Source organism: Bacteroides ihuae (genome assembly GCF_900104585.1).
Classification (GTDB): Bacteria; Bacteroidota; Bacteroidia; order Bacteroidales; family Bacteroidaceae; genus Bacteroides; species Bacteroides ihuae.
The window spans coordinates 585,671-610,636 of the sequence record NZ_FNVX01000004.1 but is presented as its reverse complement, the minus strand read 5'-3'; the positions used below and the strand labels follow the sequence as shown (position 1 = coordinate 610,636).

Here is a 24,966-nt window from a genome sequence, read left to right as displayed (position 1 = left end):
AATGGAAAATCTATCAAAATAGGACAGAGAATAGATGAAACAGGTTTTTTGAGTCTATTTTAACCACAATGAATTTTGATTGATGGGCATTTTGCTCTATTTTAGCCAACTGAATAAGAAAACGCATCGTTAACGTCTTTATGAAAAATCAATTTTATCATCTTCAACCTGCTCTCTGCATAGCTTTACTCTGTTTACTCGCTATTGCTTTACCTGCTGCCGGGATCAATGTGCCTCAAAAATACTCTGTAACTTACTTCTCTGCTCAGAATGGAGTTGAAGACGGATTGGTGAATGACATAATTCAGGATCAAAAGGGGTTGTTATGGTTTGCCACATGGAATGGACTCTATCGATTTGATGGGTATAATTTTGAAAACTATAAGTCGAGCACAGAAGATAAGAATGGTCTTACAAATGATCGCCTACTGCATATTGATGAAGATAAATATGGTTGTATCTGGGTGCTGTGTTATGATTCAACAACTTATCGCTTCAATCCAAGTAAAGAAATCTTTGAACCTATACAGAGAAGGCCATTGAATCAGTTCCAATCCATTCAGGTATTCTCAAGTGGAATAACCTGGCTTTTAAGAAAAGACGGTAGTGCAATACGTGCACAAACAAATCCTACGGATTTATCATTGACTCTTCAATCTTATTCAATGAAAGAGAAAACGATACCTTCAGGTAAGATTCATTCGGTGTTTATGGATTCAAGACTTCATGAGTGGATATTAACGGATAATGGACTTTATTGTTTGCACGATTCTCTACTTACGACTATTGTTTCAGGAAACTCTCAATCACGAAAGAGAACGGCATTTTATTCAGTGACTGAGCGAGATGGAGAACTCTCATTTGGAACTAACTATGGGCAAATTTATAGCTACTCATTGGCGAAGAAAACGCTAAAACGTACACAGCTAAAAACAATAGCATCCGTCATTTCTATTTTAAATGTACAACACAAAACGGCGTATGTTACAGATAAAGATGGATTTTTCATTGCTGATTTAAAGGGGTTGTTTCCCAAACATTTTACACTTAATGGCTTGCTACAAGTAAAAGACAAAGCGATCGTATCAGTTCAGGTTACTCGTAACGGACTTCTTTGGCTAACCCATTCTGTTCCGGGGGTTACTCTGTTTGATCTGCAAACACAAAAACTAACGTTTATTGAAAGTAAGGATGAGCTAGGTAGGCCGCTTAATACTGAAAGTGGATTCTTTGCCATTGAAGATAAAAATGGTATATTATGGGTTCATCCCAAAGGAGGAGGCTTTTCTTATTATGACCCTCAGCGTAAACAACTGGTTCCATTTAATACGACGGATAAAAACATTAAATGGAAATCGAATGATCGTTGTTTCGCCGCCTTTGCTGACAGACAGGGCAATCTATGGATGAGCACGCAACTGGATAGACTTAAGCGTATTACACTGGTACCCGATAAATTTCATATCTATACGCCAGATGCAAAAGATATCGAAATGCCTGATAACGAAATCAGAGCTCTTTATATTGATCAGAAAAGCAGAATTTGGACGGGTACCAGAGATCAGAATGTGTCTATCTATGATTCACAATTGAAGCTGATTCATCAATTTAAATCCGGAAAGATATACGCAATCATGCAAACTGAAGAAGGCTCTTTTTGGATATCAACCAAAGGAGAAGGCCTGACTAAAGTTGTGGAAACTGCTCACAATCAATTTGAGTTTAAACAATACAGATACAACGCGAATGATCCATTTACACTTAGTAGTGATAATATTTATTATACATTTCAGGATAGTAAAGAAAGAATTTGGATTGCCACTTATGGTGGGGGATTGAATTTAGCTTTAAAGAATTCGAACGGCTCTCTACGTTTTATCAATTACCGAAATCGATTAAATAAATATCCCATCGATCGCTTTTATAAAGTAAGGCATATCACGGAGGATAGCAAAGGGCGTATCTGGGTATCGACAACAGCAGGTATCTTATTATTTGACGGAACGTTTAAGAGACCTGAAGATATAACATTTCATGTCATCTGTCGGAAACAGGGCGATCTTAATAGCCTTAGTAATAATGATGTGCAGATGGTTAAGTGCACAGACAAAGGAAAGGTGCTGGCGATTACCTATGGGGGAGGCTTGAATGAGCTTATTAAAACAGGTGATTATTCGTATAAATGTAAATCGTTTACGCAGAAGAATGGACTGATCTCCGACATTATTTACTCCATGCAGGAAGATCGATATGGGAATTTGTGGTTGGCTACCGGGGGTGGCCTAGTGAAGTTTGTAACTTCGCAAGAGCAAATACAGTATCCAAGTGAACATATTGCTTTTAATATGCACTTCAGCGAAGGGGTTGGGGCAACAAATGGGAAGCAAATATTTTTTGGAACGAATAGAGGTTTATTCTATTTTACGCCAGAGAAAATTCGTAAAACGACTTTTGTACCTCGTATATTCTGTTCTTCTATATGGGTGGATAATCAAGAACTAACTCCAAAGAGCGCACCTTCAATTCTTACAAGCAGTCTTGATAATATCTCTCACCTAACATTGCCCTCAAATAACCACTCTCTAAGATTAATTTTTTCTGCTTTGGATATGACCAATACGGAATATATTCAATATGCTTATATGCTTGAGGGATTTGATACTAACTATCGTCAGGCAGGTAACGGACGTGAAGCTAATTATACCAACTTGCCACCCGGCAATTATACATTCCGTGTTAAATCGACCAATAACGAGGGTGTGTGGGTTAATAATGAGAGAACTCTGTCCATCGAAGTTCTGCCTACTTTCAATGAAACACTGTTTGCCCATCTGCTCTATTTTGTCTTGGCGTTGCTTGTCATCGTAGGAGGAGTGTATATCTATACCGTATTCTATAGAATGAAGCATAAAGTTAGAAATGAAGAGTATCTTACACAACTAAAACTGAGCTTTTTTACCAATGTTTCCCATGAGTTACGAACTCCATTGACGCTCATTACAGGCCCCTTGGAAATCGTTCTTAAAAACGAAAATTTATCTGAAAAGGTGAAAGAGACATTAAATGTGATAAAGAGGAATAGCGATCGTATGCAACGACTTGTGGGGCAGATACTTGACTTTAGCAAAATACAAGATAATAAAATGAAACTTAGAGTTCAGCGTGTGGATATTGTAAACTTTACCCGAGAGGTTGTGCACTATTTTGTCGCTCTGGCCAAAGAGAGGCATATTACTCTGACATTTACTTCCGAACCGACAAGTTGTTATATCTGGCTTGATACAGACAATATAGAAAAGGTCCTTTTTAATCTGTTGTCCAATGCATTTAAATATACTCCTGACGAGAAGCGTATCTGTGTACATATCTTAGATAAGACCGATTGTGTCATCATCCAGATTACAGATCAGGGAGTTGGTATACAAAAAGAAAAACAAAAAAACATCTTTAATCGATTTGAAAATCTGGTACAGGGAAACATGCACACGGCAATGAGTTCAGGTATTGGACTATCATTGGCTAAGGATCTTGTAGAGATACATCATGGGGAGATTTCTGTTGAAAGTGAACCGGGAAAGGGGAGTACTTTTTCTGTAAGATTGTTGAAAGGCAAGGCGCATTATCCTGCTGACACTGAATATATATTATCTGACTTAGATGGATGTGCTGACATTGAACAAGCTTCAGACGAACAATCGTTAGGAACCGCTGTAGCCAACATGCTACTCATGCTCATTGTAGAAGATAATCATGAACTTAGAGCATTCATTAAGCAAATCTTCCAAGAGAAATATCGTATCATAGAGGCACAAGATGGAGATGAAGGGCTCGAAAAGGCATTCTCTTGTCTGCCGGACGTGATTATTACAGATATTATGATGCCTGTAAAAGATGGCCTTCAGATGCTGCAAGAACTAAGAAATGATGAACGTACTTCACATATACCTGCAATCGTGTTAACAGCCAAAGCCGATACCGATAGTATTCTGACGGGAATTCAGACGGGTGCGGATGATTATATTACCAAGCCATTTAGCGTTAGCTATCTAGAAGCGAAAGTCGACAGTCTTTTAGCTCAGCGGAAAAGGCTGCAAACTTATTATTGTAGTAATAAACCCATTTTGGAGGATACTCTACAAGAAGAAAAGACCCCTATGCTATCAGGTAAAGATGCTGCTTTTCTAACAAAACTGGCTCAGATAATGGAACAACAAATAAGTAATTCGGATTTAGATGTGGACTATCTGGTTAGCTGCTTCAGTCTGAGCCGGACAAACTTCTTTCATAAGCTTAAATCTTTAACAGGACTTCCTCCTATTCTGTATATTAAGGAAATACGCATGCGAAAGGCCGCTGAACTGATAAAAGAGAAACAGTACTCTATGGCAGAAATAGCTTATATGGTTGGTTATAGCGATCCTCATTATTTCAGCAAAAGCTTTAAAGCTTTTTGGGGCGTAAATGCTACTGAATACGCTAAACAGGTAAATGAATAATGGCTGCTTAGTTGGGTTTGTCGGTTTGCTTCATTTCAACTGTACTTTTCTTTTTGCCGAACAAGAAGGAGAAGAATAAAACGGCAATGATAATGGCTGCAATGCTTTGTGCCAATATAGTGTAAGGGGCTCCGATGTATTGAGAGATGGTACCGGTAAGTAACCCTCCCAGCGGCTGCATGCCGAAGAATGCCATGGCAAAGAAGCTGAGAGCTCTTCCTCTCATCTCAATAGATGCCTCGGTTTGTATAATTGTGTTGCAGATGGTTGTTTGAGACATCATGGCAAAACCGGCCAATGAGGCTGTGCATAGCGCAATAGAAAAGTTACTGATGTGAGAAAAAACGAGTAATGCGATACTCAATATCACCATGTTAATGAATAAAAGCCGTTTCAGATTGGTACCTGACTTTAACGAGGCTAGCAGAATGGCTCCGACCAATGCTCCGAGGCCTATGGCACTGTTCAGGTAACCATAGGTTGAGGCTGTTCCGTGAAAGATCACTTTGGCATATACAGGCAGAAGTGTATTGAATGGGAGTACGAAGAGGCTAACGCATGCCAGCATAATTACGATTTTGCCCAGAGAAGGGGTATTCTTTAGATAGTTAAACCCTTCTTTAAACTCTTTCATTATTTTTTTAGTATGCGGCTGTGGCACGTAGGGCGTGATTCTCATCAGTAGTAAGGAGGTGATTACGGCAAGATAGCTAAAAGCATTGATGAGGAAACACGTACCTGCGCCTAGTTTCTCTAATATAATACCCGATATAGCAGGTCCTATCAGCCAGGCCAGCTTTCCCATCGAAGAATTTAGTGCTATCGCATTCTGTAGATTACTTTTGTCATCCACTACCTCGTTTACCAATGATTGTCGAGCAGGTAAATCGAACGCATTTACGATTCCCATCACTACGCTAAGAAGAAAAATTTCCCAGATAGAATAGTCGGTAAATAGTACTACAATGGAGAGGATAGCCGCTTGTATCATAGAGCAAGTTTGCGTAGCCAATGTAACGCGATAGCGATTGTAGCGATCGGATATTACCCCTCCCAGCGGCGAAAACAGGAAAGAAGGAAATTGTGTGGCGAAGACTACCAGCCCCAGCATAAAATTAGAATGGGTTTGATCGAACACTAACCAATAAACGGCTGTGCGTTGCATCCATGTCCCGATTAATGAAACAGATTGTCCCGAAAAGTATAGTCTGTAGTTGCGGCTTTTTAAGGAATTGAAAGTTGTAATCTTCATCTTCTAATCGGTGTTTATTCTATGATCTTTGCTGATAGAGCAAGGATCAAGTGGAGCGTTCTGTTATAGAAAGCAACTTGTCATGTCTCTCTATAACGAAATGTACTTATTATCTGATATAACAAGTTTGCTATGCAAAGTAACTTTGTTTTTATTGAAGATTATTATTTGCGTTCTTTTTTTCTTTGCATTTAACAATGTTTATTCTGTGAGGTGCCTCGTCTGTTTTTATTAAAGTGATTAGCAGATCAGATCAGAATAGCTTGCATATATCAACTGTTTTGTCTAATATTGTCTTCAATTTACGCCGATAGGTGCTACAATTTAATAGATAACGATAGATTATTATGGAAGGAAAGTTTATTACATTAACAGCAACTAAGATTGATAGAGAGCACATTTGTTGTGCTATATCCGACAAGAAATGCAAAGAGGGTTACGAGCTGAAAAAAGAATGGCTTAAAAAGGAATTTAATAACGGATATGTTTTTCGAAGATTAGACGAAAGAGCGAAAGTTTTTATTGAATACGGGCCGGCAGAGAATGCCTGGCTTCCGGTTGAGGCTCCAAATTATCTCATGATCAATTGCTTCTGGGTATCGGGACAATATAAAGGAAAAGGATATGCTAAAGCTTTGTTGCAATTTGCTCTAGATGACGCTACGCGAGAGGGAAAAGATGGTTTGGTAACAGTGGCAGGATCGGCTAAGCGCCCATTTATGAGTGATACTAAATGGCTTTTGCGCCAAGGATTTGAAGTGGTGCAGAGTCTATCTTCTGGCTTTGTCCTCCTTGCTAAAAAGATCAATCAGGGCGCTACTAATCCTAAGTTTAAAGAAACAGTACTGACTGGCGAATGCTCTGAAGCAAAGGGTTTAGTTGTGTATTATTCTAATCGCTGTCCGTTTACCGAATATCATGTGCATCACTCTTTGGTGGAGACAGCACAGAAAAGACAGCTCCCATTGACGGTTATTAAACTTGAATCGGTGGAACAAGCACAGGAAGCACCTACTCCTGCCACAATCTTTAGTTTGTTTTATAATGGCAAGTTTGTGACGACGGATATTAGTGCTTGCATGGATAGCCGATTTGATAAGATTGTTGGCATTTAATGTTTTTTTGCAGATTGAGTGACATAGGGTTGTCACTATTGCCTTCTATTTTTGCACTTGTCAAATAGATTATTCATTAAAAAAAACAACAGTTATGAAATTGAATGTGCATTTAGTTTTTCCGGGTACTTGCGAAGAGGCTTTTAATTTTTACAAAGAAGTTTTGAATGGAGAGATCACTTTCTTATTCAGAAAGAAAGAAGATAGATCCCTCCAATTAAGTGAGACTGAGAAAGAGAAGATTTCTCACATGATTCTTAATACGGAGCATTTTAATCTGGGAGCTGAGGACGCGCCTGAAGGCGAAGTGGTTGCAACGGGCAGTAATTGCAAACTGGTGCTTGTCTTCACGGATATAGAAAAACTTCGTAGGGTGTTCGATCTACTATCTCAAGGTGGTGAGGTAGTAGCTCCTTTGGAGAAAACATTCTTTTGTGATGCCTTTGGTGAACTGATAGATCAGTACGGTGTCCGTTGGCTAATCATGATGGATGATGAAGGTTATTCTGCATAGAAAATTACAGATTTCTTGATTTTCGAGTTAGGTGGGCACTATATTTATCTTGTATATTGTCTCACCTAATTCTATTTTTGTACATTTGTAATAGTAATTCATTGCCCTCATTTATGAACCGTATTGATCGATTATCTGCTATTCTCATTATGCTACAATCTTCGTCTTTGGTAAAGGCGAAAGATATAGCTACCCGTTTTGATATTGGTCTCCGAACGGTGTATCGAGACGTTAAAGCTTTGGAAGATGCAGGTATTCCTTTGGCGGGGAATTCCGGCGCGGGTTATTCTTTGGTAGAGGGGTTTAAGTTACCACCATTGATGTTTACTAAGGAAGAAGCCTTTGCCTTTTTGCTTGCAGAGAAGTTGGTCGATCAGTTTACCGACTTTGGTTTTAAAGAGAGTTACAAATCCGGTATTGATAAAATTAGAGCTGTGATGCAATTGGCAGAGAAGAAATCAATCGAATTGCTCAATGATAAAATAGATGTGATGCATTTTCATGGCATTAAGCCGACTGCTAATCAAGATATTCTGAAGGATGTGTTGTGTGGCATTGCTGACAAAAGAAGGATTCAGATTACTTATTCCAACTATAAGCAGGAAATAACAGAACGAAAATTAGATCCTATTGGTTTATTCTTTTCAAAATCCAATTGGTCTTTGGTGGCTTATTGTGACATCCGCAAAGATTATCGAACGTTTCGCGTAGGGAGGATACAGCATGTTTACCAAACCAGTGAGACTTTTGAAAATGAACATCCACCGCTTCATTCTTTTCTGAAAGAGATAGAAAAGATGGAGGGACTGCACGAGGTCTTGATAGAAGTCGAGAAAGCGAAAGTATCTTTGCTTGATGAGAATCGTTTTTATGAGGGGCTGATTTATGAAGAAGAGAAAGGGGACAGAGTGATTTTACATTTCATGGTTTTCTCATTGGAACGTTTTGCACGCTGGTGTTTGTCTTATATTGACATTGCCAGAATTCTGTCTCCTGATGTTTTGAAAGGTGAAGTGACTAGTTTGCTGAATAAAGGAAATAAATACTAATTTTAAAAACACAATTGTTATGGAACAGAGCATTGCAGAAAAGATTATTGCATTAGAAAAAGAGGCTTTGACAGAATGGAATAAAGGAAATCCATCTGTTTATTTGGCGTTATATTCTCAGGAAATAACTTACTTTGATCCGTTTGCAGAGAAGCGCTTTGACGGTTTTAAAAAGATGAAGGCTTTTTATGAGACTTTGCGGGGAACAATCTCCGTGGATAAGTCTGAAATGAATAATGTGCTTGTGCAGGGGAATGATAGCATGGTGGTACTGACTTATAATCTGAATTCTTATTCAGACGGTAAATGGAATTGCACGGAAGTATACTGTCTGGAAAAAGATGGTAAATGGCGGATAATTCACAATCATTGGTCGTTTACGAAGCCTAATTTAGGACTATAAGAATTTTGTGTTGACACACCCTTGAATCAGTTCGATGCACCGGGCATCATCCGAGTTATCGGTGATTTGTTTCATACGCTTTTTCTTTTTTATGCACTTGTAAAAATGGGACATTCTTCAACGAATAAGCAAATTTGTAATTATCTTGCACCTATCGCTACAGACCTTCTGAGAGGGGTTTGGTGAACTAACTAGTTCAGCGTGGTTAATTAACTAGTTCACCGCGGTGAACTAGTTAATTAACCACGCTGAAGTTATATGATGTCTGATAAGAATGTTATTTGTAAATATTATTAAATCTATGCCTGGTTATAAATAACAAAGCACCTCAATCAATGAAAGATTGAGGTGCTTTACTTGAGCCTCTTGTCGGATTCGAACCAACGACCCCGAGATTACAAATCACGTGCTCTGGCCAACTGAGCTAAAGAGGCGGTTTTTGTTTTGCGGATGCGAAGGTAGAAACTATTTTTTAATCTCGCAAGAGTGTAAATACCACGAATATGCTATTTGTAGTCTCGATAGCTTTGCTTACTTTTGTAAATCAACAAGTTATAATGAAATGATGAAGATAAAATTATTCTGTATTTCCTGCATTTTTCTGTCTTTTTGGGTTGGCAGCGTATCTGCTAAAGAGTTTAAATCTCCAAATCAAGGTGAAGTGAAGGCTGATAGTACAGGTTATATTGTTCGGGTGGGAGAGATGGCCCCCGATTTTACGGTGACTCTGACCGATGGAAGAACAGTTGCTCTTTCTTCCCTTCGTGGCAAAGTTGTGATGTTGCAGTTTACTGCCAGTTGGTGTAGTGTGTGCCGCAAGGAGATGCCTTTTATTGAAAGCGATATCTGGCAAAAGCATAAAGAAAATAATGAATTCATGCTTATAGGTGTTGACCGTGATGAGCCGCTGGATAAGGTTGTTGAGTTTGGTAAATCGGTCAAGGTGACCTATCCGCTGGGCTTGGATCCCGGAGCGAATATCTACTCGAAGTATGCTTTACGTGACTCTGGTATTACCCGCAATGTGCTTATCGATCGTGACGGACGTATCGTGAAACTTACCCGATTGTATAATGAACCAGAATTTGCTTCATTGGTTCAGAAGATTGACGTGATGCTGAAGAAGTGATTCATTACTTCTACACGTCTTTATTATCAGCTGAGATTCGTTTGAAATATAAGTGCATGGAGTAGCAGTGGTGAGGTGTGGCCTCTAAGATTTTATTTGGCTAAACTTAATTTTGCCAAATAGTCATAGTGGCTACCTTCTTTTACCAGCTCCGCTTTGAATCCGTGTTGCATGGCGTACATGTTGAGCGTCTGGAAATCAATGTAGAGCCAATCGAAGACACTTCCTTTGATGTCTTTATATTGCATCTCGAAGTCAATTTCACCATAGTAATCTCCTGCTAAGTCGACAAGATAACTGCCGTCTTCTTCTTCAAACAGATAGCGAAGATCGCTTGAATCCATCAGTACATATCCGTCTGGGTTGAGTAATTGCTTCATCTTAAGGAAGAAGGCAGGTAGATTTTCTATTTTTCCTATAATTCCCGAACCATTCATCAGCAACAGAATGGTGTCGAAGTGTTCATAGAAAGTTTCATCAAAGAGGTTGACTAACCGTGCATCCTTCACTCCACGTTGCTTCATAACCTCTACTGATAGAGGAGAAATGTCAATGGCACAAACCTCTTTACCGGCTTCTTGAAGTGCCAGAGCGTGGCAACCACTGCCTGCTCCTACATCTAGTATCTTACCTCCGGCCAATTTCAACGCTGTCCGCTCTAGTATGGGCATGCTTGTGGCAGTGCGAAATAAATCTTTTACAGGTATCTCATCTTCATCGAATAAAGAGGAAAATACGCGTAAGCGATCTGCCTTGTGGTGGGTAAAATAATCGGTGATGGCTGCACCCATAGGGTCTATGTTGGCTGTGAGCAGAGTTGCTTTCATTAATAGGGTATTATAAGTTAGCAGCAAAGATAAGTATTTATACTGTCTATCCACAAAAAATGCTTATCTTTGTAGCTTAAATTATGAATGAATAAAGGAGTTGTATGAGCATAGAAGATGCAATAATGGGTGGTATAGTCTTTAAAGGTAAAGCTAAAGAACCGGAAAGAGGGAAAGAGAAACCTAAGGTAAAGACTAAGGCCAAGAAAACAACCTACATGAAAGGTTTACATAATTCCGGCTCTGCGAAGATGAAAGCTGAGATTAGACAGAAACGTGCCAACAGGCATAAATAATAGGCGGTTGTCGCTAATAACAAGAAAAGTAGTTAAGCATGTTCTCTGATGAACCATTGCTTAACTACTTTTTTTGGCACTATCCAATATATTGTGTAAACTCTAGCTCGGGTCTTTAGATTCGAGTTATTTTTTTTATCTTTAAAAATAAAAATATGGATAGTGTTATGTCAAAACGAGAAAAGCGCCAGGCAGTTCCTGCCGAGATGCTCAGTAAAGAGTTCTTGAGTCAATTCAAGACAGAGGAAGATGTTAGTCAGTTTCTCAAAGATCTTCATTCTCAAGTATTGGAACAAATGCTTCAGGGTGAGATGGATGCCCATTTAGGTTATGACAAGCATAGTACTGATGGTTATAACAGTGGCAACTCTCGCAATGGAAGCTTTAGCAAGAAGATTCAGAGCGAGCATGGTGAGCATCTAATCGAAGTTCCTCGTGATCGCAAAGGAGAGTTTGAACCTATTGTAGTTCCCAAACATCAAAGTCGTGGTTTATCTATAGAACGCCTGGTTATCTCTCTTTATGCAAAGGGAATGAGCGTATCTGATATTGAGGATGAGTTACGAGACATTTATCAAATAAACCTCTCTACCAGTGCAATATCAATCATTACCAATAAAGTCACTCAGGCTGCAATTGAATGGCAGAATCGCCCGCTAGAACGATTATATATGGTTGTTTGGATGGATGGCATCGTATTCAAGGTTAGAGAATCTGGGAAAGTGATAAACAAGACTGTTTATCTATGTGTGGGGCTTAATAACCGTGGCTACAAAGAAGTTCTTGGTATGTGGATCGGGAAGACTGAAAGTTCTTCTTTTTGGATGTCTGTTCTAACGGATCTCAAAGCACGTGGTGTGGAGGATATACTTATAACGGTAACTGACAACCTAAATGGCTTTACCGAAACCATACGTGCTGTATTTCCCCAATCCACAACTCAAATATGTGTGGTACATCAAATACGTAATTCATGTAGATATGTTGTATGGAAGGATTTAAAAGAGTTTACGGCTGATATGAAAGAGATTTATACCTCCGTCAATCGAGACCAAGCAGCCATCGCATTGGAAGAATTTGAGCGAAAATGGGGTGCTAAATATCGTCATGCCGTACAAAGTTGGCATCGCAACTGGAACGATCTGACTGCTTTCTTTGATTTTCCCATAGAGATACGTACTATCATTTATACAACCAATTTAATCGAAAATCTGAATGGCAAGATACGGAAATATACCAAAACAAAATTATCATTTCCTACTGACGATGCCCTCAGAAAGTCCGTTTGGTTGGCTATTAGTGAGATTGAAAAGAAATGGACGATGCCTATAAGAAATTGGGGTGTGGTTATGAATCAATTTTTAGTTATCTTTGAAAACAGAATCGAACTTTAGCACTCGACTAAAGCTCGAACCCGAACATAGTTTACACAGAATTATGGATAGTGCCCTTTTTTTATGGGTAATGCTTGATAGACTTTACTTTACCGGTAGAATCTCGATCCAGTAATCATCCGGATCGTTGATGAAATAAAGTCCCATATCTGTATTTTCAAAGCAAACGCAGTTCATCCCTTTATGATATTTGCGAATCTCGTCATAATCTCCTTCCAGACGGAAGCAGAGGTGACTTTCATTCTCTCCTAATTCATACGCTTGAGTATGATCGCGCAAGCAAGTAAGCTCCAATAGGAAGCCTGTTGCGTTATCTGTCAGGTAAACGAGGGTAAAAGAACCGTCTTTCGCTTCTTTGCGGTGATGCTCTTTAAGTCCCAGTGCTTTTTCGTAAAAAGCAATGCTACGTTCCAGATTCGTTACGTTGATATTAAAGTGGTCAAATCTACTCTTTATTTCCATAGTTTTCTTTTTTTTATTTCACCCATACATTGATGATTTCACCAATATACATTTTGTGCATTTGTTTGCCAGCCCATTGCTCCTTGATTTTTTTATCAGAAACAGCTTCGGGAGTGAGTGATTGCGATACCAGTTTGCGACATTCTATGATGAGCCAAGCCTCAGAAAAAGCTTTGCTTCCGTCAGGAGTCGTGATGGGAGTTAGTCCTGCACCTTTTACTTTGTCGCCATCTTTTCCGGAATTATTCCCGCAATAGTTTAGCGCCTCGCGGTAAGCTTCTGTATAAAATGTCAGTGTATAGGTGTCGTTTGTTTCCATTAACTGATAGGTATAGCGAGTAGGATTGATAAAGCAGAAAGTAACGGGCTTGTCATAGAGTACTCCTAATCCACCCCAACTAGCTGTCATCATATTAAATTTCTCATTACTACCGGCTGTTATCAGCATCCAGTCTTGAGAAAGCATTTTGATGATGTTACCCGGAATCTTGTTTGGCGCAATCTGTTTGTATCCTGCCAGATTTGCAACAGATTTGGTCGCTTCTTGATTTGTGGTAATGGCAGGTATTGAGCTCACATCAGGTCTCGTAGTGGCAGATACAGCTACTGTTGCCGCTGAGGCTGCTTGTGCAGCAGGAGCTACTCCCATGGCTTTTTGGGCATGCTCAAAAATTTCATTGACAAAATCAACTGTTTTCATGCGGAACTTGGATAATCCACGTACCAGTTTCGTTTTATCTTTATTTAATGCATATTTATCAGTTATCCACTCTTCAGCAGTGTATTTCTCTTTTTCTTGATAGGTATAGCGTATCTTCTCAATATCCAATAGACATTTTCCGGGTAAACAGGTAGCTGTTAGTTGGTAATTGACCAATGTTCGGTCTAGTGAGAGAGCACCTGATTTGAATACAATGTATTCTTCTCCCATTCCGGCTATCATGCCTCTTTCTTTGTCGGTATATACTACTCTGCTTGTGTTTTTATTCTTCAGCAGGCGCTTTTGCATCCACTCAAGCATCTTATCAAATACTTGTTGTTTGGACATTCCCGGAAGATCATACTCTTCGGAGAAAACAACTCTTCCTTCTTTCTCGGGAACTGCACCAACTAAATAATTGGTTGAATTTACTTGTTCATCCTCATCTTCTTGCGCTTGTACGGCTGCAGGCAGACAGACAAGAAACAGCACGACTAAGAGGTGTGTTAATTTGTTCATAATGGTATCGTCTTTATTTATTGATTTTGAATTTTTCTCCCCGATGTGTTATGTTGATAAACTTGCATCCATGAGCTTGTGCTGTTGCGCAGAAGGCATTGCCTCCTGTATAGTCTTCGCCAAAGTGCATGGGCACAAATATAGAAGCTTTTATTTGTTCTACGAACTGCTTAGCTCCTCTAAAGTACTCTTTTCCTAACCTTGAATCTACGGGGAACATGACTAAGTCAATAGCGGGTGCTGTCTGTTGCAAGAACTTTAATTCCGCTAAAAAATCTCCTTCAGCCTTGCGAACCTCTTGCTCGGTCGATTCTTCCATCCAATGCCAGTTATTGAGGTCTCCGGCGTGGAATATCTTCATGCCCTGTAGTTCAATGAGAAAGGAGATTCCGGCATCGGTAGAGCCGAATGCCTGAATACGCAAGTTCTCGTCTTCAAATACTTCAGGTTTGTCGATATAGGTGCCATCTTCTTTGGATGCTCGCTTACTTTGTAAAATATCTTTAGATAGGATGTATTGTATATCCGGTCGTTGCTTCTTCCAATCCAGTATGTCGCGGTTAAAGTGATCTGGATGGAAATGGGAGGAAAGGACATAGATTTTACCCGGACGTTGGAGAAGCTCATCGTGCACAACGCCTTGATTCAGTTCTGTCTCGGAGGAATCTTTGTAATAGTCAATAATAATGGTTACATTGTCGGCTTCAATGGCAAAACCACTGTGATAGATATAGATCAATTCCATAAATTAACAATTTAGCTGTAAAAATACAAATAATAGCGAAAGAGCTTGAATTCATTAAGCCAAAATTCTTTAATTGTAGAGTCCTAATTCAGTGTGCGTTTTTGATCAAGGTGCCAATCGTTCATGCTGCCAGCTTGACTTATCTTCCTGTAGAACATATAGAAAACGATCATGGAGTCTGCTGGGACGCCCTTGCCAAAACTCTATGCGAGTAGGAGTTACTTCGTATCCACCCCAGTTTTCAGGGCGTTCTACTTCTCTACCTATCCAACGGGCTGCTTCGGCAACGAATAGTCGCATGATCTCTACCCGACTGCTGATAGGTTGGCTTTGGGGAGAGATCCTTGCGCCGATACGACTTTTGTAAGGACGTGTTTTGAAGTAATTATTTGACTCTTCAGAGGATACTTTAGAAGCGATACCTTCTATATGTACTTGTCGTTCCAATTCGTGCCAAACGAAAGATAGAGAGATGTGCGGATTTTGGGCTAAATGACTTCCTTTGCGACTGTGATAATTAGTATAGAACACAAACTTGCCTTCACGCAAGGCCTTTAATAACACTGTGCGTGTGGAAGGGGTACCCTCGGGAGACACTGTGCCAACCAAAACGGCAGTGGGTTCCTCCACTTTGGCTTCTACAGCTTCGTTTAGCCAACTTTCAAATAATGTGAGTGGGTCTGCAGGTAGATCGCGCTCTTTCAGCCCACTTTTGGTATATTCTTGTCGAATATTTGCAAGGTTTATTTTCATGTTCTTTTTATCACATAGGGACTTCAATCAGTAGTATATGTGCATCTTCTAAAGTCTGTAATTCTATGGTGTTTGTTTCTGAAATCCCAACCCCGTCTCTTCTTGATAGAATGAGGTTATCTATTTGGATTTTTCCTTCTATGATAAATGCATATACTCCGTTGTTCGGTTGATGCAGTTTGTAGTTTACCGTTTTCCCGGCTTCAACTTCACCAATTGAGAACCATGTATCTTGGAGTAATTTAGCATCTGTACTTCCATCTGGGGACACAATAAGAGCCAATTCATTATCTTTCTTTAACTCTCTGATGCTGAAGTCTTTATATAGAGGCTGTGTACTTTCTTTTTTGGGCATAATCCATATCTGAAGAAATTCAACAGGATCAGAGGCACTACCGTTTTTTTCACTATGAAAAATACCAGTTCCGGCGCTCATTAGCTGAATATCTCCTACAGTGATTACTCGTTCGTTTTTTGTACTATCTCCATGTTTTAAATGGCCACTTAATGGGATGGAAACTATTTCCATGTTTTTATGTGGATGCGTTCCAAAACCTTCTCCGGGAGCTACCCAATCGTCGTTTAGAACACGTAAGGCTCCAAATCCCATCCGTGCAGGGTTATAATAATTATCGAAGCTGAAAGTATGATAGCTGTTTAGCCAATTGTATTGAGAATGGCCACGGCTGCTTGCTTTATCTATTATTGTTCTCATGTTTTTTACTTTTATTTTATTACTTCATTGGCTAAAGGCTTCTTTTCTATAAAGTCTTTTATATTTTGTAACGTGGTGGTTGCTATGTTTCCTAAGGCTTCTTGCGTAAAGAAAGCTTGGTGTGAAGTTACAATGACATTATTGAAAGAGAGTAATCGAGCCAATACGTCATCATCCATGATGCGGTCGGACTTATCTTCATAAAAGTAATCACCTTCTTCCTCGTACACATCTAGTCCGGCATACCCCACTTTTTTGTTTTTAAGTCCTTCAATCAATGCGTTGGTATGTATTAATTGCCCTCTTCCGGTATTGATGATCATCACACCGGCTTTCATCTTGCTGATAGAATAATCATTAATGAGGTATTTGGTTTGTTCGGTGAGGGGACAGTGTAGTGAAATGATATCTGAACTATGATAAAGTTCATCGAGTGAAGTATATACCACCTGATGCTCTCTGGCAAAATTGTGATCCGGATAGAGGTCGTAAGCTAGGATATTCATTCCGAAACCTCGAAGAATTTGAATTAATATTTTGGCTATTTTGCCTGTTCCAATAATGCCCGCAGTCTTTCCATGCATATCAAAACCTAGTAGTCCGTGGAGTGAAAAATTACCATCTCTTGTTCGCCATGTAGCGCGTGGGATTTTTCTATTTAGCGATAGCATAAGAGCGACTGTATGCTCTGCTACTGCGTATGGTGAGTAGGCCGGCACGCGTACCACTTTGATTCCGGCGGCGATAGCGGCATCCAAGTCTACATTGTTATATCCGGCGCAGCGTAAAGCCAATAGTTTTACTCCATTCTGGGCCATTATATGAATAATATCAGCATCAGCCGTATCATTAACAAAGATGCAGACTGCGTCAACTCCTTGTGTCAGGATTGCGTTGTTTTTGTTGAGATGCCCTTTGAAATATTTAATATCAAAGCCAAAGTCGGCATTCTTTAAGCTGAAAGAGGATTCGTCGTATGGTTGTGTACCAAAAAAAGCGATTGTAAATGCCATAGTTGTATTGATTAATTTAATAGTTGCCTTGTCTTCTATAATCGTTCTAACTAAAACACTTGTTGGCGCAGAATTGTTTTCTTGTTTTTTTGCTCATTTGTATTGCCTTTTTGGTTTTGTTTTCTTCTGTAATATTCCTTTTTCTTGTTGATTTTTTGCCTTCTTGATTACTATTGTTTCAAATGTAACTGTTTATTTTTAGAATTAAAATGCTCTGTATGAGCAAATATTTAGCACAAAAATAATTTGTGTGTGCATATTTATGCTACCTTTGCGGCCTGATTAACTTAAAGAAAGAATTAGATGAGAAAATTAACCCTGATTAGTGTAGTGTTGCTAATCGTTTCAATTCCAACTTTTGCAGGTGGGCTCCTGACAAATACCAATCAACACATCTTGTTTCTAAGATATTTGGCAAGAGATGCTTCTACGCAGATTGATGCTGTATATTCTAATCCGGCAGGACTGGCTTTCATGGAAGATGGTTTTCATATGTCATTCAATGTGCAGAGTGCTTTCCAGACAAGAACAATCACTTCCACATTTGCTCCGTTTGCGGGTAACGGTGGAGAAGCAACTAAAAACTTCAAAGGTGAGGCTTCGGTACCTTTTATTCCTAGCTTGTATGCTGTTTATAAAAAAGGAAATTGGGCTTTCAGCGGGAGTTTTGCTGTAACTGGTGGTGGTGGTAAAGCTACATTTAATGATGGGCTTGGCTCATTTGAATCGGGTGTGGCTAAGGGTGTTAAAGACCTTTATGACGCCAAATTAGCAGGAACAGATCAATATTCCGTGCAGAGCTACATGGATGGTTCTCAGATTATTTATGGTTTGCAAATTGGTGCAACTTATAAATTGAATGAAAATTTCTCTGCTTATGCTGGTATGCGTGCAAATTATGTGAATAATAGCTATTTTGGCTATTTGAGAGATATTCGCGCAAAAATGGGTGGCGAAGATATGGTAAATGTGTCTGGTTATTTTGCAGGTCTATCAACTTATTTTACTCAGCTAGCTGCAAGTTATGAGGCTGATGAAAATACTGCTGCCGCAGAAGAGTCTCGTGCAAAGGCTAAGGCTATGTCGGATGTTGGTGTTAAATTCGAAAATAAGGAACTTGATTGCAATCAAACTGGATGGGGTATAACGCCTATTTTGGGCATTAACTTCAACAAAGGAAAATGGAACGTAGGTGTGAAATATGAATTTAATACGAACCTGAATATTGAAAATAAAACTAAAATAAATACAACAGGTCTTGTTGCTTATAAAGATGGAGTAAATACACCACATGATATTCCTAGTTTACTTACTGCTGGTGTGACTTACGAAATTCTTCCTGAACTGCGTGCATCTATTGGTTATCATCATTTCTTTGATACTCATGCCAAGATGGCTAATAATAAGCAAGATTATATTAACGAAGGAACAAACGAATTTCTAGCTGGTGCCGAATGGGACGTATGCAAATGGGCGCAAGTGAGTGCTGGTATGCAACGTACCAAATATGATGTTGGAGATGGTTATCAGAATGACATGAGCTTTGCTGTAAGTTCATACTCCTACGGATTTGGTGCAGGATTTAATATTGCCAAGAATGCCAAAGTAAATGTAGCTTATTTCTGGACCAACTATGGTAACTATAAAGAAGATTATGATAACTACAATGGCACCAATATACCCGGAACTGACGTTTACAGTCGTACTAATAAGGTTTTTGGTGTTGGTATAGACTATAAATTCTAGTCTGCCCTACTCGAAAATGGTTTAAGTGGTTTCTTAAAAGGAGTCCTCCAAATAAATAGTAAATTGTTTATTTGGAGGATTTCTTTTTTCTATGAATGTTCATGTCTGAGAACAAAGAATCTATGCTTCGTGTTAGAATGCAGTCTTTACTTGAGAGAATGACTTTCTCAATGTTTGCTAGGTACTTTTGGAATGTCAGCATAGCAAAAAAACGAGGATTGATTTTTTTCTGATGTGGATTATAGATTTGGATAATATTTGAGTAATCAGCATATTTAAAGGTATTACCTTTGCAGCCTCAATAGGAAAAAGTTATTAATGAAGCTATGTCATTGTCTATAATAGATAGTGGTATTTGCTGTTTTGTTTCAGTTAAAAAATAAATCAGATATGAATTTTAATATACCTAAGGTTGAAAAGAAACGTGTCGTAATTGTTGGCACTATCCATAATTCTGTGTAAACTATGTTCGGGTTCGAGCTTTAGTCGAGTGCTAAAGTTCGATTCTGTTTTCAAAGATAACTAAAAATTGATTCATAACCACACCCCAATTTCTTATAGGCATCGTCCATTTCTTTTCAATCTCACTAATAGCCAACCAAACGGACTTTCTGAGGGCATCGTCAGTAGGAAATGATAATTTTGTTTTGGTATATTTCCGTATCTTGCCATTCAGATTTTCGATTAAATTGGTTGTATAAATGATAGTACGTATCTCTATGGGAAAATCAAAGAAAGCAGTCAGATCGTTCCAGTTGCGATGCCAACTTTGTACGGCATGACGATATTTAGCACCCCATTTTCGCTCAAATTCTTCCAATGCGATGGCTGCTTGGTCTCGATTGACGGAGGTATAAATCTCTTTCATATCAGCCGTAAACTCTTTTAAATCCTTCCATACAACATATCTACATGAATTACGTATTTGATGTACCACACATATTTGAGTTGTGGATTGGGGAAATACAGCACGTATGGTTTCGGTAAAGCCATTTAGGTTGTCAGTTACCGTTATAAGTATATCCTCCACACCACGTGCTTTGAGATCCGTTAGAACAGACATCCAAAAAGAAGAACTTTCAGTCTTCCCGATCCACATACCAAGAACTTCTTTGTAGCCACGGTTATTAAGCCCCACACATAGATAAACAGTCTTGTTTATCACTTTCCCAGATTCTCTAACCTTGAATACGATGCCATCCATCCAAACAACCATATATAATCGTTCTAGCGGGCGATTCTGCCATTCAATTGCAGCCTGAGTGACTTTATTGGTAATGATTGATATTGCACTGGTAGAGAGGTTTATTTGATAAATGTCTCGTAACTCATCCTCAATATCAGATACGCTCATTCCCTTTGCATAAAGAGAGATAACCAGGCGTTCTATAGATAAACCACGACTTTGATGTTTGGGAACTACAATAGGTTCAAACTCTCCTTTGCGATCACGAGGAACTTCGATTAGATGCTCACCATGCTCGCTCTGAATCTTCTTGCTAAAGCTTCCATTGCGAGAGTTACCACTGTTATAACCATCAGTACTATGCTTGTCATAACCTAAATGGGCATCCATCTCACCCTGAAGCATTTGTTCCAATACTTGAGAATGAAGATCTTTGAGAAACTGACTAACATCTTCCTCTGTCTTGAATTGACTCAAGAACTCTTTACTGAGCATCTCGGCAGGAACTGCCTGGCGCTTTTCTCGTTTTGACATAACACTATCCATATTTTTATTTTTAAAGATAAAAAAAATAACTCGAATCTAAAGACCCGAGCTAGAGTTTACACAATATATTGGATAGTGCCTAATTGTTGGTGGTGGCTTTGGAGGTTTGGAGCTAGCTAACAAATTAGCAAAAAGTGGTTTTCAGATAGTACTGGTTGATAAGAATAATTATCACCAGTTTCTTCCCATGATTTATGAAGTGGCTTCGGCCGGAGTGGAACCTAGTTCTATTGCTTTCCCTTTTCGAAAGATCTTTCAGAAAAGAAAGGATTTTTATTACCGTTGGGCAGATGTAACTGGTGTTGATTCAAAAAATAATCTCATCGAGACCTCTATTGGCCCGTTGAAATATGATTATCTGATTCTTGCTACCGGAACCACGACTAATTATTTCGGCAATGAGAATATCGAGAATGCTGCCATGCCTATGAAAACGGTGGAAGAAGCGATGGCTATGCGTAATGCGTTATTAGCTAATCTCGAAAAGTCGCTTACTACGGAGGATCTGAAGGAGAGACAGGCGCTGCAAAACATTGTGATTGTGGGTGGTGGTGCCACCGGGGTGGAAGTGTCTGGTGCACTTTCGGAAATGAAGAAATTTGTTATTCCTAAGGATTATCCCGAAATGGAGATTCACAAGGTGAATGTATATCTCATTGAAGCCGGACCGAAACTACTCGCTGCCATGTCTGCCAATGCTTCAGAAAATGCAGAAAAGTTTCTTAGGGGAATGGGAGTGAATGTGATGCTGAACACGCTAGTGCAAGATTATAAGGATGGCAAAGTAATATTGAATAACGGAATGGATATTCCTACACGGACTTTTATATGGGTGAGTGGTGTTATTGCAACTTCTTTTGATCATATTGATGCTGAAATGCTAGGTCGGGGAAGACGAATTTTGGTGGATGAGTTCAATCGGGTGAAGGGAATAGAGAATGTGTTTGCTATTGGTGATGTTTGCTTGCAGACGGAAAAGGACTATCCTAACGGACACCCACAATTGGCACAGGTTGCTATTCAACAAGGTCATTTGTTGGCTTCTAATTTGAAAAAGTTAGAAAAGGGTAAAGCACTATCTGCTTTTCATTATCGCAATCTTGGTTCTCTGGCTACAATTGGTAGAAACAAAGCGGTAGCTGACTTTAAGAAGGTAAGAATGCATGGATGGTTTGCTTGGGTGATCTGGCTGGTTGTTCACCTTCGCTCTATTTTAGGTGTCAGAAATAAAGTGGTTGTGCTACTTAACTGGGTTTGGAGTTATCTTACGTACGATCGTTCTATCCGTCTTATTATGGCAGCCAAGAGGGTGAAAAAGAACCCTGTAGATCGTAAATAAAGTGTTGTTTACCTCAAATAAAAAAGCAGATGATAAATCGTCTGCTTTTTTATTTCATAAAGATTACCTATCTTTGCGGCTTCAAATAGTAAGTGATTAATAACCACCGTGTGCTTGAATACCACGTAAAAAACAAGATTTATGAATAATAAAGTATCCGTTCCTTTCATGCTGCTTGGCATTCTGTTTAATGTATGTCTTATCGCAGCCAATCTCCTCGAAACAAAAGTAGTTCAGGTATTTGGCATTACTGTTACCGCCGGACTGATTGTATTTCCCATTTCGTACATTATCAATGATTGTATTGCAGAAGTGTGGGGGTTTAAGAAAGCTCGTCTCATCATCTGGAGTGGTTTTGCAATGAACTTCTTTGTTGTTGCCTTAGGGCAAATAGCGGTGGCTCTGCCGGCTGCTCCGTTTTGGGAAGGCGAAGCAAGTTTTAATTTCGTTTTTGGCATGGCACCTCGAATCGTGGTGGCTAGCTTGATGGCTTTCTTGGTTGGCTCCTTTTTGAATGCTTATGTGATGAGTAAGATGAAATTGGCTAGTGGTGGAAAGAATTTCTCCGCTCGTGCCATCTGGTCCACTGTAGTGGGTGAAACAGCCGATTCGTTTATCTTCTTTCCCATCGCTTTCGGAGGGATTATTGCTTGGAGGGAGTTGATGATTATGATGGGCGTGCAGATCGTTCTCAAATCTCTCTACGAAGTGATTGTTCTTCCTGTTACTATTCGTGTAGTGAAGACTATTAAGAGAATTGATGGGAGTGATGTCTTCGACGAGAATATTTCATATAATGTACTCAAAATAAAAGACGTATAAAAGGATTGTGAAACGTGCACGAAACGTTCGGTAAACGTGTACGTTTTATATACGTTTCGTGCACGTTTATCAAATCGATAATTCATCGCTTAAATCTTAGTTTATGCAAAGTGATATTCAACGAAATGTTGTAACTGAAACTGCTCAAAGTGAAAGTGGTTTGAAATTACAGACTGATGCTTTAATAGGTAGTTCGGCAAACAGTTCCGCAGTGGTTTTATTTAGTGGTGGGCAGGATTCTACTACTTGTTTATTCTGGGCGAAGAAACATTTTAAGAAAGTCTATGCTTTGAGTTTTCTTTACGGGCAAAAGCATGCTCATGAAGTAGATTTGGCTAGAGGAATAGCCGAGAGAACGGGAGTGGAATTTCAAGTGATGGATGCTACATTTATCAGCCGGTTAGGACGTAATTCGTTGACGGACACTTCTCTGATGATGGATCAGGAGAAACCTGTCGATTCTTTTCCAAATACTTTTGTGCCTGGACGGAATCTCTTTTTTCTCAGTATTGCTGCTGTTTTTGCTCGTGAACGTGGAGTGAGGCATATTGTGACTGGTGTGTCGCAAACTGATTTCAGCGGTTATCCTGATTGTCGGGATTCATTTATTAAGTCGCTCAATGTTACACTTAATCTGGCTATGGACGAACAGTTCGTGCTTCATACCCCATTAATGTGGATCGACAAGGCACAAACATGGGCATTAGCTGACGAGCTAGGCGTGTTTGATATTGTACGCAATGAAACGTTGACTTGCTACAATGGCATTCCGGCTGATGGATGTGGGCATTGTCCGGCGTGTAAATTACGCAGGCAAGGCTTGGAGGAATACTTAAAGTCAAGAACGCTTCGCTAACTAAGGGCTAGTAGTTGAGCAAATCTGTTGCTGGAAATTAAATGAGAAAATAAACGATTAGAAAGTATGGAAGAATTAAAAGATCAATTGTCTCTGTTAGGGAGGAAGACAGAATATAAGCAAGACTATGCGCCGGAAGTGCTTGAGGCATTTGATAACAAACATCCAGATAATGATTACTGGGTGAGATTTAATTGTCCGGAGTTTACAAGTTTATGCCCTATCACCGGACAGCCCGACTTTGCAGAAATACGCATCAATTATCTGCCCGATGTGAAGATGGTGGAGAGCAAGAGCTTGAAGCTATATATGTTTAGTTTCCGTAATCACGGAGCTTTTCATGAAGATTGTGTGAATCTTATTATGAAGGATCTGATTAAGTTGATGGACCCTAAATATATCGAAGTTATAGGATTGTTTACCCCACGTGGTGGTATTTCTATTTATCCTTATGCCAACTATGGTCGTCCCGGTACAAAATACGAAGAAATGGCAAATTATCGCTTGATGAATCACGATATGCGCTAGAATCGCTTATCATCATGAATAACATCTATTCGTGATGATAAGGTCCACCATTCAATATGGTCATGGCGCGATAGAGTTGCTCTACAAAGATAAGTCTTATCATTTGGTGAGAGAACGTCATTTTGGAAAGTGACATCTTTTCGTGGGCAGCCTGATAGACTTTTTGTGAGAATCCATAGGGGCCTCCAATAACAAAGATCAATCGCTTATTTACGTTGGCTAGCTTCTTCTCCATCCAGGTGGCAAAGTCTACCGAGCGAAATTCTTTTCCAAATTCGTCCAACAGTACGATGACATCACCGGGCTGAAAGGCCTTACAGATTAATTCTCCTTCTTTTTCCTTTTGTTGGTCGGCCGTGAGATTTTTAGTGTTCTTAAGTTCCGGAATCACCTCTATTTCAAATGAGATGAAGTGTTTGGTACGTTCTGTATAATCATTGATGGCAGTGATGTAGTGTTGTTCTACGGTGCGTCCTACTACGAGTAATGTTGTTCTCATTTTTTATGTTTTAATTGCTCCTTGCAAGGCTTTAAGTCCACAAAAGTAGTCCTTTTTTGTTG

23 protein-coding genes and 1 tRNA gene are annotated in these 24,966 nt (G+C 39.3%); 13 read left to right on the top strand and 11 right to left on the bottom strand.

The window, feature by feature from the left end; genetic code table 11:
• Positions 1–140: 140 nt before the first annotated feature.
• Positions 141–4,496 (top strand): two-component regulator propeller domain-containing protein, encoded by a 4,356-nt coding sequence (locus BQ5338_RS03300; protein ID WP_071145377.1) that lies wholly within the window; start codon positions 141–143, stop codon positions 4,494–4,496.
• A gap of 7 nt (positions 4,497–4,503) precedes the next feature.
• Here the strand turns inward: BQ5338_RS03300 and BQ5338_RS03295 are convergent, their stop codons facing one another.
• Positions 4,504–5,748 carry an MFS transporter gene (locus BQ5338_RS03295; RefSeq protein ID WP_071145376.1) on the bottom strand — a complete coding sequence of 415 codons (1,245 nt, stop codon included), beginning with the start codon at positions 5,746–5,748 and terminating at the stop codon, positions 4,504–4,506.
• Between the two features lie 347 nt (positions 5,749–6,095).
• Between BQ5338_RS03295 and BQ5338_RS03290 the strand changes: the two genes are divergently transcribed.
• The 4 genes from BQ5338_RS03290 (at position 6,096) to BQ5338_RS03275 (ending at position 8,829) form a co-directional block, all read left to right on the top strand.
• Positions 6,096–6,863: a GNAT family N-acetyltransferase gene (locus BQ5338_RS03290; RefSeq protein WP_071145375.1), complete on the top strand. Its 768-nt coding sequence runs from the start codon at positions 6,096–6,098 to the stop codon at positions 6,861–6,863.
• A gap of 94 nt (positions 6,864–6,957) precedes the next feature.
• Positions 6,958–7,377, top strand: coding sequence for a VOC family protein (locus BQ5338_RS03285; RefSeq protein ID WP_071145374.1), 420 nt, complete (start codon positions 6,958–6,960; stop codon positions 7,375–7,377).
• Between the two features lie 113 nt (positions 7,378–7,490).
• Positions 7,491–8,426 carry a helix-turn-helix transcriptional regulator gene (locus BQ5338_RS03280; protein WP_071145373.1) on the top strand — a complete coding sequence of 312 codons (936 nt, stop codon included), beginning with the start codon at positions 7,491–7,493 and terminating at the stop codon, positions 8,424–8,426.
• Between the two features lie 19 nt (positions 8,427–8,445).
• Complete coding sequence (locus BQ5338_RS03275) at positions 8,446–8,829, top strand: YybH family protein (protein WP_071145372.1); 384 nt, start codon at positions 8,446–8,448, stop codon at positions 8,827–8,829.
• Positions 8,830–9,189: 360 nt separating this feature from the next.
• Here the strand turns inward: BQ5338_RS03275 and BQ5338_RS03270 are convergent.
• Positions 9,190–9,263 (bottom strand) — tRNA-Thr (locus BQ5338_RS03270).
• A gap of 128 nt (positions 9,264–9,391) precedes the next feature.
• On the opposite strand from BQ5338_RS03270, the gene BQ5338_RS03265 reads away from it, so the two are divergent.
• Complete coding sequence (locus BQ5338_RS03265) at positions 9,392–9,958, top strand: TlpA family protein disulfide reductase (RefSeq protein ID WP_078063380.1); 567 nt, start codon at positions 9,392–9,394, stop codon at positions 9,956–9,958.
• 92 nt (positions 9,959–10,050) lie between these two features.
• On the opposite strand, the gene BQ5338_RS03260 is transcribed toward BQ5338_RS03265, so the two are convergent.
• Positions 10,051–10,785, bottom strand: a complete 735-nt coding sequence (locus BQ5338_RS03260; RefSeq protein WP_071145371.1) for a class I SAM-dependent methyltransferase — start codon at positions 10,783–10,785, stop codon at positions 10,051–10,053.
• A gap of 104 nt (positions 10,786–10,889) precedes the next feature.
• Between BQ5338_RS03260 and BQ5338_RS03255 the strand changes: the two genes are divergently transcribed.
• Complete coding sequence (locus tag BQ5338_RS03255) at positions 10,890–11,081, top strand: hypothetical protein (RefSeq protein ID WP_071145370.1); 192 nt, start codon at positions 10,890–10,892, stop codon at positions 11,079–11,081.
• Positions 11,082–11,287: 206 nt separating this feature from the next.
• Entirely contained in the window at positions 11,288–12,475 is a 1,188-nt protein-coding gene (locus tag BQ5338_RS03250; RefSeq protein ID WP_205409934.1) for an IS256 family transposase, read from the top strand.
• Positions 12,476–12,559: 84 nt separating this feature from the next.
• Here BQ5338_RS03250 and BQ5338_RS03245 read toward each other — a convergent pair whose 3' ends face one another.
• The 6 genes from BQ5338_RS03245 to BQ5338_RS03220 form a co-directional block, all read right to left on the bottom strand.
• Entirely contained in the window at positions 12,560–12,937 is a 378-nt protein-coding gene (locus tag BQ5338_RS03245; RefSeq protein ID WP_071145369.1) for a VOC family protein, read from the bottom strand.
• Positions 12,938–12,950: 13 nt separating this feature from the next.
• Complete coding sequence (locus BQ5338_RS03240; RefSeq protein ID WP_071145368.1) at positions 12,951–14,156, bottom strand: DUF4468 domain-containing protein; 1,206 nt, start codon at positions 14,154–14,156, stop codon at positions 12,951–12,953.
• A 13-nt stretch (positions 14,157–14,169) separates the two neighbouring features.
• Positions 14,170–14,901 carry an MBL fold metallo-hydrolase gene (locus tag BQ5338_RS03235; RefSeq protein ID WP_071145367.1) on the bottom strand — a complete coding sequence of 244 codons (732 nt, stop codon included), beginning with the start codon at positions 14,899–14,901 and terminating at the stop codon, positions 14,170–14,172.
• A gap of 105 nt (positions 14,902–15,006) precedes the next feature.
• Positions 15,007–15,654, bottom strand: a complete 648-nt coding sequence (pdxH, locus tag BQ5338_RS03230) for a pyridoxamine 5'-phosphate oxidase (RefSeq protein WP_071145366.1) — start codon at positions 15,652–15,654, stop codon at positions 15,007–15,009.
• Positions 15,655–15,664: 10 nt separating this feature from the next.
• Complete coding sequence (locus BQ5338_RS03225; RefSeq protein WP_071145365.1) at positions 15,665–16,369, bottom strand: pirin family protein; 705 nt, start codon at positions 16,367–16,369, stop codon at positions 15,665–15,667.
• Positions 16,370–16,380: 11 nt separating this feature from the next.
• Positions 16,381–17,382, bottom strand: a complete 1,002-nt coding sequence (locus BQ5338_RS03220) for a 2-hydroxyacid dehydrogenase (RefSeq protein ID WP_071145364.1) — start codon at positions 17,380–17,382, stop codon at positions 16,381–16,383.
• Between the two features lie 303 nt (positions 17,383–17,685).
• On the opposite strand from BQ5338_RS03220, the gene BQ5338_RS03215 reads away from it, so the two are divergent.
• A complete protein-coding gene (locus BQ5338_RS03215) occupies positions 17,686–19,128 on the top strand; it encodes an OmpP1/FadL family transporter (protein WP_071145363.1) in 1,443 nt (480 codons plus the stop codon).
• A gap of 493 nt (positions 19,129–19,621) precedes the next feature.
• On the opposite strand, the gene BQ5338_RS03210 is transcribed toward BQ5338_RS03215, so the two are convergent.
• Complete coding sequence (locus BQ5338_RS03210) at positions 19,622–20,809, bottom strand: IS256 family transposase (RefSeq protein ID WP_205409934.1); 1,188 nt, start codon at positions 20,807–20,809, stop codon at positions 19,622–19,624.
• Positions 20,810–20,942: 133 nt separating this feature from the next.
• On the opposite strand from BQ5338_RS03210, the gene BQ5338_RS03205 reads away from it, so the two are divergent.
• From BQ5338_RS03205 to queF, 4 genes are all read left to right on the top strand, one after another.
• Complete coding sequence (locus BQ5338_RS03205) at positions 20,943–22,199, top strand: NAD(P)/FAD-dependent oxidoreductase (protein WP_078063379.1); 1,257 nt, start codon at positions 20,943–20,945, stop codon at positions 22,197–22,199.
• Between the two features lie 141 nt (positions 22,200–22,340).
• Positions 22,341–23,021, top strand: a complete 681-nt coding sequence (locus BQ5338_RS03200) for a queuosine precursor transporter (RefSeq protein WP_071145360.1) — start codon at positions 22,341–22,343, stop codon at positions 23,019–23,021.
• 103 nt (positions 23,022–23,124) lie between these two features.
• The gene (gene queC, locus BQ5338_RS03195) at positions 23,125–23,877 is read left to right on the top strand and encodes a 7-cyano-7-deazaguanine synthase QueC (RefSeq protein ID WP_078063378.1); all 753 of its coding nucleotides are present in this window, start codon (positions 23,125–23,127) and stop codon (positions 23,875–23,877) included.
• Positions 23,878–23,943: 66 nt separating this feature from the next.
• Positions 23,944–24,405, top strand: a complete 462-nt coding sequence (gene queF, locus BQ5338_RS03190; protein WP_071145359.1) for a preQ(1) synthase — start codon at positions 23,944–23,946, stop codon at positions 24,403–24,405.
• Positions 24,406–24,430: 25 nt separating this feature from the next.
• On the opposite strand, the gene rlmH is transcribed toward queF, so the two are convergent.
• Positions 24,431–24,904 carry a 23S rRNA (pseudouridine(1915)-N(3))-methyltransferase RlmH gene (gene rlmH, locus BQ5338_RS03185; protein WP_071145358.1) on the bottom strand — a complete coding sequence of 158 codons (474 nt, stop codon included), beginning with the start codon at positions 24,902–24,904 and terminating at the stop codon, positions 24,431–24,433.
• Positions 24,905–24,966 lie beyond the last annotated feature (62 nt).